Source organism: Aggregatimonas sangjinii, from assembly GCF_005943945.1.
In the GTDB taxonomy this organism is placed as follows: Bacteria; Bacteroidota; Bacteroidia; order Flavobacteriales; family Flavobacteriaceae; genus Pelagihabitans; species Pelagihabitans sangjinii.
Genome location: NZ_CP040710.1, coordinates 4,534,603 through 4,548,111 on the forward strand (window position 1 = coordinate 4,534,603; position 13,509 = coordinate 4,548,111).

Consider the following 13,509-nt stretch of genomic DNA (forward strand, 5'->3'; position numbering starts at 1 on the left):
AGAAACGGTCAAGACGCTTAAATATTTGGGTTTAAGGTACTAAACATTCCTCTTAGTTCGTTCTAACAGGAAGCTGTGGTATTTGGGGCTTTGTATTCACGGTTTTAAGGGATGTTTTTTGTGAAGGCCTGCACTAGTTTTACAAAAATCATTTCCATGAAGTTTAAGCCGCTTTTTCAATTTTCCTTATGTATTTTCCTTTTCGTCGGATGTACGTCCAAACAGGAAACACCTGCCGAACAATTTGAGAATCTCAATAAATTTCAAGAGTACATCACCGAGGTTTCCCATGGCATAATTTCTGCACAGAGCGACGTGCGCGTGGTCTTGAATACCCCGGTGGCATCATGGAGCAATGGTGACGAGCTTGATTCCGACCTGCTTCAAGTTTCTCCTAGAACAAAAGGTAAGGTGGTGGCTTTGGACAACAGAACTGTGGCTTTTGTTCCTGAAAGTGGTTTTGAACAAGACACCGAATATAAATTTACCTTAGCCGTTTCTGACTTGATAGACGAGCTTCCCGAAGAATTGTCGACAATGACCTTTGGGGTAAAAACGTTAAAACAGCAATTCAATATTTACACGAATGCGCTACAATCCTATTCCAAAAGCAGACAATACATTACCGGTCAGCTGCGAACCTCCGACGTACTTCCGCTCAATACGGCAAAACAACTAGTATCGGCCACTTACAAGGGAAAATCGATCAAGGTCAAATTCGATGAAGCCGTTGCAAAAGGCACTCAATTCCAGTTTAGAATCGATAGCATTCAGCGTTATGAAGAAGATTCGGAGTTGACCGTTTCTTGGGACGGTGGTAAATTTGGTATTGATAGTTCCGGTGAAAATACCATTGAAATCGCTGGAAAAAATAACTTTATGGTACTGGATGTCTCCATCCAGACAGCGAAAAATCAAGTAGTACTGGTCAACTTTTCCGATCCCCTGAAAAAAGAACAGAATTTTAAGGGTCTGGTAGTGCTTGAGGGTGCTTCCAACCCAAAATATAGCGTTGACGGCAATACACTCAAAGTCTATCCTTCCGAAGAATTGAAAGGTACGGCCAATCTTGAGGTGCTTCAGGGCATTCAAAGTGAGGATGGCCATAAACTGAAAAATACGTTTCAGCAACGAATTGCTTTCGAGCAGTTGAAACCACAGGTTCGTTTACTCTCCAACGGAACGATCTTACCTTCATCCAGCAATCTGAAAATCAATTTCGAGGCAGTTAACCTGAAGGCGGTAGATGTTACCGTATTTAAAATCTATCAGAATAACATCCTCCAATTTTTACAAAGCAATAACATGAACGGCTCATCGAATTTGCGAAGCGTGGCGAGACCGATAGCCAAGAAAAAAATTCTGTTGGAGACCAACCTCGCCAATGCCAATGGCAAATGGTCGGCTCATGCACTTGACCTGAGCGCACTTATTTCTCCCGAACCGGGAGCGATGTATCGTGTAGAGTTCAACTATCGTCCGGCCTACAGTTCATATAAATGCGATAGCTCGAATTTTGATGGTGATACCGAGGGCGAGGAAAATTTCGATGAAGAAGAGGAAAGCAGCTCTTGGGATGGCGTAGAAGACTACTATGACGAATACGGATATTATGGATATAACTGGGAGGAACGCGAAAACCCTTGCGACAAGTCGTATTATTTTGATAAGAAAATAGGGATGAACGTATTGGCGACCGATATAGGTGCAACCATAAAGAGAGGCGTCAATAAGAGCTATTTTGTCGCGGTCAACGACATTTTGAGCACATTGCCCATTGCAGGCGCAAAAGTAACTTTCTACAATTTTCAGCAGCAGCCGGTCGGAACCGTTTCTACCGATACTGACGGCACGGTCATCTTCGACTCTGAAAAGCTGGCCTATTTTGTAATGGTCGAACATAGAGGGCAGAAAAACTATATTAAATTGAACGATGGCAATGCCTTGTCGGTCAGTAAATTCAATGTTTCGGGAACTCGCTTACAGAAAGGTATCAAGGGGTTCGTTTTTGGGGAACGTGGTGTCTGGCGACCAGGCGATAAGATTTTCTTATCCTTTATGCTTAATGACAATGCGAACAAGCTTCCACCGAACCATCCGGTAAAATTAGAGCTGTTAGACCCTTACAATAAGGTGGTACATCGTGAGATCAATAAAAGCGGACTCAACAATTTTTTCACTTTCGATATTCAAACCGATGAAAATGCACCTACTGGTAACTGGTTGGCGAAGGTTTCGGTCGGTGGTGCGTCTTTCACCAAGACTCTTAAAATCGAGACGATAAAACCGAATCGTCTAAAAATTAAGACCGATTTTGATGCTGAGGTCTTGAGCGGTGCCAAACCGATTCGGGGCGATATGGAGGTAAAATGGCTGCACGGTGCTATTGCCAAAAACCTAAAAGCGGACGTTACCGCAAAATTCAATACGATGACGACCACGTTCAAAACCTTTCCGGGTTATATTTTCGATGACCCGACACGCGGTTTTTCCGTAGAAGACCAAGTCGTTTTTGACGGTAGAATAGATGCTGAGGGCAAGGCGAGCTTTAGCATGAATCCACAACTCTCGATGAAAGCACCGGGTATGCTCAAGGCCGCTTTTATGACGAAAGTCTATGAAAATGGCGGCGATTTCAGCACCGATGTCTTTACAAAACCATATTCGCCCTACGACACCTATATTGGCCTGAACGTGCCCAAGGGCGATAAGACCAGGGGCATGCTGTTGACCGATGTAAAACATAAATTCGAAGTAGTTTCCGTTGACGAAAATGGAAAGGCCAAGGCGACGAAGAATCTTAAAGTAAGTGTCTTTAAAGTTAATTGGAGATGGTGGTGGGATACTTCTGCCGATAATCTATCCTCTTACAGCAGCAGCGAATACCGCAATTTGATTTTCGAGAAAACCATCAGTACGGACCAAAGTGGAAAAGGTAGTTTTGATTTTGAATTGAAGTACCCCGATTGGGGACGCTATATCGTACGTGTGGAAGACCCGAATGGCGGTCATGCCACTGGGAAAGCGGTTTATATCGATTGGCCGGGCTGGGCCGGAAAATCCAGAAAAGGAGACCCTTCGGCGGCAACGATGTTAGTGTTTTCAACGGATAAGGAAACCTATAATGTGGGAGAGACCGCGACGGTAACTTTTCCGAGTTCGTTCGGCGGAAGAGCACTGGTCACCGTTGAAAATGGTAGTGAGGTATTGGAATCCCTTTGGGTGGAAACCGTTGAGGGTGAAACGAAATTCGAACTGCCAATAAGCGAACTCTACACTCCCAATGTATTTATCAACATCGCCTCGTTGCAACCACATGCGGTCACCAAAAACGATTCGCCCATACGGATGTACGGGGTAACCGGAATTTCGGTAGAGAACAAGAAAACGAAATTAGCACCACAAATCAATATGCCCGAAGTACTGCGACCGGAGGAAACGATAACCGTAAAGGTGAGCGAGAAAAACAAAAAGGCGATGACGTACAGCCTGGCCATAGTCGATGAAGGCTTGTTGGATCTTACCCGGTTCAAAACACCAAATCCCTGGGATACCTTCTATGCAAAAGAAGCTCTGGGCGTAAAAACCTGGGATGTATACGACGATGTTATCGGTGCCTTTGGTGGAAGGATCGATCAGGTGTTCGCTATTGGAGGTGATGGTGAATTGGCCGGGGCAAAGAATAAAAAAGCGAATCGCTTCGAGCCAATGGTCGTGCATCTAGGGCCTTTTAGTTTAAAGGATGGCGAAACGAAATCGCACAACATTAAAATACCGAAATACGTTGGGTCGGTTCGTACGATGGTCATTGCCGGCGATTCGGATAGAGCGGCCTACGGACAGGCGCAAAAAACGACACCTGTACGCAAACCGTTGATGCTGCTGGCCTCGTTGCCTCGTAAAATTACGCCGGGCGAAAAAGTAACACTTCCGGTTACCGTTTTCGCCATGGAAAAAAAGGTAAAAAACGTGACCTTAAAAATCAAAAAGGACAAGGCGTTTACTATTGAAGGGGAGCAGACCCAACAATTGACATTCGCCCATCCCGATGAAAAAATGGCCTACTTTCAATTGAACGTTTCCGACTTTTCGGGAATTGGAAAAGTAATTGTTGAAGCTTCCGGTGGTGGGGAAACGGCCTCTTTTGAAATCCCTATGGATGTGGTCAATCCGAATCCGGTGACCACCGAGGTAACGGAGCTTATCTTGGATGCGAACGCAAGCAAATCCATAACGCTTGAAACCTTCGGTATAGCAGGCAGTAACAGCGCCGAAATCGAATTTTCAACCTTGCCCCCGATGAACTTTACGGGAAGAATGAAGTACTTGATTCGGTACCCTCATGGCTGTGTAGAGCAGACAACTTCGGGAGCTTTTCCGCAACTGTTTCTCACCGATATTTTTGATGTACCTTCCGAAAAGAAGAAACGTATTCAGCAAAATATCGATCGTGGTATCAAACGTCTAGGCGGATTTCAAAACCCCAATGGCGGATTCTCGTATTGGCCCGGGCAAAATTATGTAAACGATTGGGGTACGACCTATGCCGGACATTTCTTGTTGGAAGCCGAAAAGAGAGGTTATGTATTGCCTATTGGGTTTAAGTCGAGTTGGGTAAAATACCAACAAGGGGTCGCCAAACAATGGCGTGCGGGTTCAAATTCCGATTTGGCCCAGGCATACCGACTTTATACATTGGCCCTTTCGGGTAATGCCGATATTGCCAGTATGAACCGGATGCGGGAAACCAGCGGTCTGTCGAACGAGGCTAAATTCCGATTGGCCGCGGCCTATGGAGTAATTGGCCAAGCCAATGTAGCTAAGAACCTATTGAGTACCGCAAGACTTGACGTTGAAGACCAAAAATACGATTACTATACGTATGGCTCGTCCGATAGAAATCGCGCCATGGGCTTGGAGACCTATGTGTTATTGAAGGATAAAGCAAAGGCCCGGGAATTGGCGAAAACGATTGCCAAAAACCTTTCCGACAAACGCTATATGAGCACACAAAGTACTGCATATAGCCTATTGGCCATGGCAAAATTCGCCGATATGGTCGGTGGAAAAGGGATTAAGGCTAGCATGGCCCTAAGCGGAAAATCCGTAAACGTGGCGACGGAAAAAACCTTGTTGAACCGTCCTCTTGTCATTAAAAAGGGAAGCAATACCGTAGCGCTCAAAAATCAAGAAGGCAACACGCTCTATGTGAGTATCGTGAACAGTGGCATCTTGCCCGTGGGTCAGGAGAAAACAATGCAGCAAAACCTCTCGACCCAAATCGTTTTCAAGGCAAGAAACGGTTCGGTAATCGACCCGACAAGCATTACCCAAGGCACCGATTTTGTAGCGGAGGTTACGTTAACAAATACGAGTTCGAACGAATTGAAAGATATGGCACTTACCGAAATTTTTCCCAGCGGTTGGGAAATCGTGAATACGCGTTTTACCGATTTCGGGGAATTTGCACAAAACCAAGTCACCTATACCGATCTGCGCGACGATCGAGCGAACTTCTATTTTGATATGAATCGCAATGAAACAAAAACATTCCGAATTCTCCTGAATGCCTCCTATCTAGGAACATATTACCTGCCAGGAGTGCAGGCGGAAGCAATGTATGATAACGATTATAGGGTACGCACGAAAGGGAAATGGGTTAAAGTGGTACAGTGATCAAATTGAGGTTCAGGCCTCAAAAGACGATAGATAGCGACCTATCATTTCGAGAATCGCTAAGAGGCCATACGCCCGTCAGAAATACCCCGGGCCCACTCAATGGCACTTTGCAAGGTTTTGAAACTTCTGAACTTAGTTTTCATGAATAACTTTTCAAGCAGGGCACTAGGGTAACGGCTATTGGAATAACTGACTACAGCGTATCCCTTTAAGGTATAGCTCTGTTTAAAGAAATATATCCAATCGGCAGGTTTAACGGAATAGGTGTTGACCCGATTAGTGATAAAAACAACATTCCGGCCATCGCTGTCGTAAAGATGTGTTAGGTCTTCCGTAACCTTTTTTCCATGGTTTTTCCATGTGAAAATGACGTCTTCGTGAACCTCGGCAATAACAAAACCATCGAAAAGATAATAATCCCCGAACGGATAATTGATTTCATGAATGGCATCCTGATAGAATATAGAGTCCTTTACTTTTCCCAAATTTCAGCGAATTACTATGTTGTTTAGCAAAAATATTATGAGTAAGTGACGGAAGCGAATATTTGTCGATTAACGACCGGTAAAATAGTTTTCCGTTGGTTTCGATTTGCGAATCGAGCGGTAGTAGCACATTTTGAAAAGGGAGGAATCGCTGCTATAGAAACTAGTTGACTTCATTTATGTCTTCATCGGCTTTCAGAACCTTGGAAAATACAAAAGCCCCGATTTCCTTTACAGGCTCGAATAATTTCGATTCTGCTCGGGCTTCTTCACTGATAAGTCCCACGGGAGCGTCTAAGCGATCAAAGAAAATCAACAAGGCGCCCAGGATGACACCGACTTTTAGGGCGCCGAAAATACCGCCGGCAATTTTATTGAGCAATCCCAACATGGCAAAGTTGGCGATTTTGGTCAGGATTTTTCCGGCCAAGGAAACGACCAGCACGATAAGGATAAAAGTGATGACGAATGCCGCTATGTTGATGTAACTCTCGTCCCATTGCATGTTTTGAGAGAGATAGTTCCCGGCATAATAGGAAAAATGAATGGCGCCGTAAATACCGGCAATCAATGCAACGATTGATGCAAGCTCAACGAAAAGTCCGTTTTTAAGGCCTTTCCAAAGTCCGAAGAGGAGGAGTAACCCTAAAATAATATCCAAAAAAGCCATAAACAAATATAGCACATTGGTTTGTACCTTTAGGGCTCAAAACCATTCCAGGTTGGACAAGGCACGAACCCAATATAATTTTTACAAGCAGATAAACCTATGTCAAGAGATGAACAGCTGAAAGAACGATGGGGCACACTGGTAGCCAAGCTTTCCGACCAATTCGCTGAAGGGGATATGTTGGAATTGGATGCCATTATCTATTTGGTTGGTGTTCAAGAGTTGGGTCAATACCATAAAAAATACAAGAAAGACGACAAGTTGGATTTGATGCACATTGCCATTTGCCGTTTGCTGGAGCCCTATGGGTACTACGAATTCGATTTTTTTGACGAGCAAGGCTGGCCACATTACATTGTAAAGGAAGAATTACCGCCGTTAAAGGCCGGGGAACAATCGGTTTTGATGAAAGAGGCGATCGTCGACTATTTTTTGGAAAAAGAGTATATCATGTGAGGTCATTCTAAGCATAGCGCGGGAAGGATTCGCAATGATAATTTTAGAAGAATGAATAACAAAACCCCATACTACGCGGTTATCTTCACTTCTACTAGAACCGAGGGCGACGACGGCTACGCTAAAATGGCCGAACATATGGAGGAATTGGCACAACAGCAGCCCGGTTACTTAGGAATAGAAAGTGCCCGAGATGAGGTAGGCATTACGGTGAGCTATTGGGAGAGCTTACAGGCCATTGCGGATTGGAAGTCGAATACGGATCATCTTTTCGCGCAGCAAAAAGGAATAAAAGACTGGTATTCGTGGTACAAGGTCAGAATCTGTTTAGTAGAGCGGGAGTATGAGGCCTCTCCAAACCCTTCCTCAAGAGGGGACTTTTAAAATCGAATTTTGAAACCAACAAAAAAGTCTCCTAATAGCGCAAAGCAAATCCCTTTCTTGGGATGGGCTAAGAGCGTTTCCTTTATTCAAAAACACCCCAAAAAACTGATGCTATTGGCAATTCTTGTGATTGCCTATTACTTCTGTCTTCCGAAAACCCTTTTCGATACCCCTACCGCGACGGTTTTGGAAAGTCAAGAAGGAAACCTGTTAGGTGCCCTAATTGCGGATGATGGGCAATGGCGTTTCCCCGTTATGGATAGTGTGCCACAAAAATTCGAGCAATGCTTGCTTCAATTTGAAGATGCTCATTTTTACCGTCATCCAGGATTCAATCCGGTCTCAATGGCCAAGGCGATCGGAGCGAATATTTCCGCGGGAAAAACGGTCCGCGGTGGGAGCACCTTAACACAACAGCTGATTCGCCTATCACGGAATAAAAACCGTACCTACTGGGAAAAAGTTATCGAACTGGTATTGGCGACCCGCCTCGAATTTCGCCTTTCCAAAGAAGAAATCCTGAAATTGTATGCCAGTCATGCCCCTTATGGGGGTAATGTGGTCGGCTTGGATGTCGCTGCATGGCGCTATTTCGGCTTGCGGCCGCATCAGCTCTCTTGGGCAGAATCGGCCACCCTCGCGGTGTTGCCCAATGCGCCTAGCCTCATCTATCCCGGCAAAAACCAGCAAAGGCTGTTGGCCAAGCGCAATAGGCTGCTGCGGAAATTGCGCAACGAAGATATAATAGATACGACCACCTACGAACTGGCGTTGCTAGAAACGTTACCTCAAAAACCCTACGATTTGCCTACAATGGCGCCGCATCTGGTTCAATATATGGCAAAGCGTCATAGGGGAAAACGTCTGAGAACGACCGTAGACCAAAGTTTACAGCACAACATCAACACCATTGTAGGCTATCATCACGGCAACTTGAGCCAGAACCAGGTGCATAACGCGGCCGTTTTGGTGATGGATGTAAAAACAAGAAAGGTACTTGCTTATGTGGGCAATACCCCTACCGGTCCTGCCCAGCAAAAAGATGTGGATATGGTGCAAGCGAACCGAAGTACCGGCAGTGTCATTAAACCGCTTTTGTATACGGCCATGCTGGATTCCGGGGAGCTGTTGCCCGATATGTTGGTGCCTGATGTTCCGACACAAATCGCAGGGTATACACCCGAAAATTTCAATGAGGACTACAGTGGTGCGGTAACCGCTAAGAAGGCGTTGGCGCGCTCGTTGAATATCCCTGCTGTTCGATTATTGCAATCATTCGGACTCCAAAAATTCAGGGACCAATTGGATGGGTTTGGCCTGAAAGGTATCGATAAACCCGCCGACCATTATGGGCTCACATTAATTTTGGGCGGTGCGGAAAGTAGCCTTTGGGACTTGTGTAAAACCTATGCCAATCTGGCTTCTACGATCAACCATTTCAATACGAGTTCCAGTGAATACTATAAAAAGGAATTTATAAACCCGATACTGATCCAGAATCAAACGGTAGATTTCGGAAAGCTGTCGACCGAAAAGACCCTTTTCGATGCGGCAAGTATCTACCTCACCTTCGAAGCAATGAAAGAGGTAAATCGGCCCGAGGGCAATGAATCGTGGGAGTTTTATGATAGCAGCAAGCAAATAGCGTGGAAAACCGGTACTAGTTTTGGCAATAAAGACTCTTGGTCTATAGGCGTTACTGCAGACTACGTGGTCGGGGTATGGGTAGGGAATGCCGATGGGGAAGGTAGACCGAATGTGACGGGGGTTACAAGTGCGGCACCGATTATGTTCGATGTTTTTGATGTGCTTCCTACCGGCGATTGGTTTCAAAAACCTTTGGATGAGTTCGCCGATATTTCCGTCTGTGCCGAAAGTGGTTTTTTGGCCATGGAGGCTTGTCCGTCCAAAACTATAGCCATTCCGAACAAAACTAATTTTGTGGAGCCCTGCTCCTTTCACCAAGTGGTCCAATTGGACGGGAACGGCCATTTTCGGGTCAATTCTTCCTGTGCCGACCTCTCCACTTCACGTACCGAATCGTGGTTTGTTTTGCCACCGTTGCAAGCATACTATTTCAAAAAAAGCCATCCGACATATAAGGCCTTACCTCCGTTGCGTCAGGATTGTAAAAACGATGCCGCCCCTCCAATGGAATTCATCTACCCAAAATCGGGAAGCCGTATTTCGCTGGTGCGTAATTTTGAAGGCCAGCAAAATGAACTTGTGGTAAAATTGGCGCACACCAAGCCCGAAACCTTGGTTTTCTGGTATTTGAATGAAACCTTCATGGCCCAGACCAAAAATTTTCATGAAATAGGACTGCTTCCAAGCCCTGGAAAACATAAAATAACCGCCTTGGATGCCCTTGGGAACGAAATTTTCGTTACTATAACGGTAGAGTAATCTTCGCTGCTTTGTACCTCGGTGATAAACCCTTATATTTAATGTTTCCCACTGCGCTCCCAAGCACTTTTACTTGGGTGCTTTTCGTATTTTAAAAACATATTCATGAAAAAGTCGTACATCATTTCCCTAGACCAGGGCACGACCAGTTCCAGGGCCTTATTGGTCAACCAAGAGGGTGCCATTGAGGGAATGGTTCAAAGGGAATTCAAGCAGATATTTCCGAAATCAGGTTGGGTAGAACATAATCCGATGGAGATTTTAGAATCCCAAATGAATGTTCTTTCGAATTTGATAAAGGAAAAGGGAATCAGCCCTGAAGACGTTAAAGCGATCGGTATCACCAACCAGCGGGAAACTACAGTAGTGTGGGACAAAAACACGGGAGAACCCGTGTACAACGCCATTGTTTGGCAAGACAAACGTACGGCCGATATCTGTGAAACCATGAAGAAAAACGGTTTGACCGAGCACGTGCGAAAAACGACCGGACTTGTTATCGATTCTTACTTTTCGGGTACTAAGGTGAAATGGATTCTGGATAACGTAAAAGGTGCCAAGGAAAAAGCGGAAAATGGCGATTTGTTAATGGGGACGATAGACACATGGTTGGTCTGGAACATGACAGGTCGACAAAAGCACGTAACCGACTATACTAACGCTTCGAGAACCCTGATTTATAACATCGTAAACCTTAAATGGGACGATAAATTACTGCAGGCTCTGGGTATTCCTAAGAGTATGCTTCCTGACGTGAAACCTTCGGCACATCATTTTGGGGATTATGAACTGGACGGGGTGCATATTCCGATTGCCGGCATCGCAGGCGACCAACAGGCCGCCTTGTTCGGTCAGGCCTGTTTTAAGGAAGGGACCGCAAAAAATACTTATGGTACGGGATGTTTCATGCTTATGAATACCGGGGAAAAGCCGCAATTCTCTAAAAACGGACTCCTAACGACCATTGGATATGGCTTGAACGGCAAGGTAAATTATGCTCTTGAGGGAAGTATTTTTATCGCAGGGGCAGCAGTGCAGTGGCTACGGGATGGCTTGGAACTGATCAAGGATGCCAAGGAAACAGAGGCTTTGGCCGATTCGGTCGAAGGTGAAAATCCGGTTTATGTGGTACCGGCATTTGCAGGTTTAGGCGCACCCTATTGGGATATGTACGCTCGTGGGGCCGTTTTCGGATTGACGCGAGATACGGGAAAAGCGCATTTGGCCAAAGCGACTTTGGAGTCGTTGGCCTATCAGACCAAAGATATATTAAAGGCCATGGAAGATGATTCGGGTACTCCCTTGAAAAATCTGAAAGTAGACGGTGGCGCTTGTGCCAACAATCATTTAATGCAATTTCAAGCCGATATTCTGGATACGGAAGTACATCGCCCGGAAGTCATTGAATCCACAGCTATGGGCGCGGCTTTTCTGGCCGGGATTCAAGTCGGCCTATGGAAACAGGAAGACGTAGACCAGAATCGACCGATGAATCGCATTTTCAAGCCTACTTTTGATAGGGTGAAGCGCAAACGGTTGTATGGAAAATGGCAACAGGCCGTAGAACGCACCAAAGGGTGGGAAGCACAGTGAGAAAGGGAACATCTTCGCAAGAAGCGAGACAGTAGGTCGGAAAACGATGTAAACTGCTTGATGGGTACACAAAATTAACTTGTTGGTCAGTCAATTGCAGATTGCCACGTCGCGAAAAGCTCCTCGCAATGACAATTAAAGAAAATCATGAAAAATATTAAATTCTCAAACTTAGATCGAGAAAAAACCATAGCCCGACTAGCAAAAGACGAATACGACTTGGTCGTAATCGGTGGCGGAATCACCGGTGGCGGAATCGCCTTGGATGCAGCTTCCCGCGGACTGAAAGTAGCCTTGGTCGAAAAGAACGACTTTGCCTCGGGAACGAGCAGTAAATCGACCAAACTCATTCATGGCGGACTCCGATACTTGAAGCAATTCGATTTTTGGTTGGTCAAGGAAGTGGGTTCGGAACGGGCCATAGTGCACAAATTGGCGCCACATTTGGTACTCCCCGAAAAGATGTTGCTTCCATTGATTGAAAACGGGTCGTATGGTAAATGGCTTACCTCCATAGGACTCAAAGTGTACGACATTCTGGCCCAGGTTACGGGTGATGACAAACGCCAGATGTTGGAAAAGAAGGAAGCCTTGAAACTGGAACCGCTATTGCCCAAGAAAATTTTAAAAGGTGCCGGGTACTATGCCGAATATAGGACCGATGATGCCCGTTTGACCATTGAGAACATTAAGACCAGTTTACAATTCGGGGCCGTGGCGTTGAACTACGGGAAGGTCGAGGATTTTGAATATACGAACAATGTCATTTCCGGAGTCAAAGTAAAGGACGTTATTTCCGGCAACGATTTTACCATCAAGACCAAATACGTCATCAGTGCGGCCGGGCCTTGGGTAGATGAGTTGCGGAGCACCAATAATTCCAAAAAGGGCAAGCGATTGCATTTGACCAAAGGGGTACACTTGGTATTTCCATTCGAGAAATTGCCCCTTAAACATTCTACGTATTTTGATGTTCCTGATGGACGTATGATGTTTGCGATTCCTCGTGGTAAGGTCACCTACGTGGGCACTTCCGATACCAATTATAACAATGACAAGGATGAAGTGCGGACCGATTTGACGGATGCTGTGTACATCATTTCAGCGGTCAATAATATGTTTCCGGATATCGAATTGGAACTCGATGATATCGTTTCTTCATGGGCCGGACTTCGACCACTCATCCACGAAGAGGGAAAATCAGCTTCCGAGTTATCTCGAAAGGATGAAATCTTCACTTCGGATACCGGACTGATCAGTATAGCAGGCGGGAAACTTACCGGTTATCGAAAAATGGCGGAACGGGTGGTGAACCGTATCGTAAAAAAAATGGAAGAAAACAGTACCGAGATTAAAGAATGCCATACCGAAGAGATTCCGCTGTGCGGAAACGTCGATTTTAAGAAGTTCAAGCACGTCACTAAATATATCGATTCGCTCTACGAAAGAATCAAATCGGACGGTTTTGCACATTATGATGCTTGGTTTTTAGTGACCAATTATGGCAAACAGACCGAGTCGATTCTGGATATATACGAAAATCTAGATGATACCGATAAGTATATTCGTATGGCAAAAGCGGAACTACGTTTTGGTATCGACTACGAAATGGTGCAGAACCCTATGGACTTCTTTATTCGTAGAACAGGACGCCTATATTTCGACATTGATAGTGTACGTTCATTGATGGGGCCGATTTTAGCGGAATTCAAAACCATCTACGGTGTCGATGATGCACAATTGCTGCTTTGGAAAGAAGAATTGGAGACCATACTTGACGAGCATTCCAATTTTTCTTTGGAGCGGGTGTAAGACTAAATAAACAAATATTTGAAA

General features: G+C 45.2%; 8 protein-coding genes. 6 read left to right on the forward strand and 2 right to left on the reverse strand.

The window, feature by feature from the left end; translation table 11 throughout:
- Positions 1–156: 156 nt before the first annotated feature.
- On the forward strand, positions 157–5,676 hold the full coding sequence (locus tag FGM00_RS18930; protein ID WP_138854423.1) for an alpha-2-macroglobulin family protein: 5,520 nt from the start codon (positions 157–159) through the stop codon (positions 5,674–5,676).
- 59 nt (positions 5,677–5,735) lie between these two features.
- Here the strand turns inward: FGM00_RS18930 and FGM00_RS18935 are convergent, their stop codons facing one another.
- Together FGM00_RS18935 and FGM00_RS18940 are read right to left on the reverse strand one after the other, a co-directional pair.
- Positions 5,736–6,164, reverse strand: coding sequence for a hypothetical protein (locus FGM00_RS18935; protein ID WP_138854424.1), 429 nt, complete (start codon positions 6,162–6,164; stop codon positions 5,736–5,738).
- Positions 6,165–6,327: 163 nt separating this feature from the next.
- Positions 6,328–6,834 (reverse strand): CvpA family protein, encoded by a 507-nt coding sequence (locus tag FGM00_RS18940; RefSeq protein WP_138854425.1) that lies wholly within the window; start codon positions 6,832–6,834, stop codon positions 6,328–6,330.
- Positions 6,835–6,933: 99 nt separating this feature from the next.
- Here FGM00_RS18940 and FGM00_RS18945 point away from each other — a divergent pair, with 99 nt between their 5' ends.
- From FGM00_RS18945 to FGM00_RS18965, 5 genes are all read left to right on the forward strand, one after another.
- The gene (locus FGM00_RS18945; RefSeq protein ID WP_138854426.1) at positions 6,934–7,290 is read left to right on the forward strand and encodes a hypothetical protein; all 357 of its coding nucleotides are present in this window, start codon (positions 6,934–6,936) and stop codon (positions 7,288–7,290) included.
- Between the two features lie 51 nt (positions 7,291–7,341).
- Complete coding sequence (locus tag FGM00_RS18950; protein WP_138854427.1) at positions 7,342–7,674, forward strand: antibiotic biosynthesis monooxygenase family protein; 333 nt, start codon at positions 7,342–7,344, stop codon at positions 7,672–7,674.
- A 108-nt stretch (positions 7,675–7,782) separates the two neighbouring features.
- Positions 7,783–10,080, forward strand: a complete 2,298-nt coding sequence (pbpC, locus tag FGM00_RS18955) for a penicillin-binding protein 1C (RefSeq protein ID WP_138854761.1) — start codon at positions 7,783–7,785, stop codon at positions 10,078–10,080.
- A gap of 105 nt (positions 10,081–10,185) precedes the next feature.
- On the forward strand, positions 10,186–11,673 hold the full coding sequence (gene glpK, locus FGM00_RS18960; protein WP_138854428.1) for a glycerol kinase GlpK: 1,488 nt from the start codon (positions 10,186–10,188) through the stop codon (positions 11,671–11,673).
- Positions 11,674–11,820: 147 nt separating this feature from the next.
- The gene (locus FGM00_RS18965; protein WP_138854429.1) at positions 11,821–13,485 is read left to right on the forward strand and encodes a glycerol-3-phosphate dehydrogenase/oxidase; all 1,665 of its coding nucleotides are present in this window, start codon (positions 11,821–11,823) and stop codon (positions 13,483–13,485) included.
- Positions 13,486–13,509: the final 24 nt, after the last annotated feature.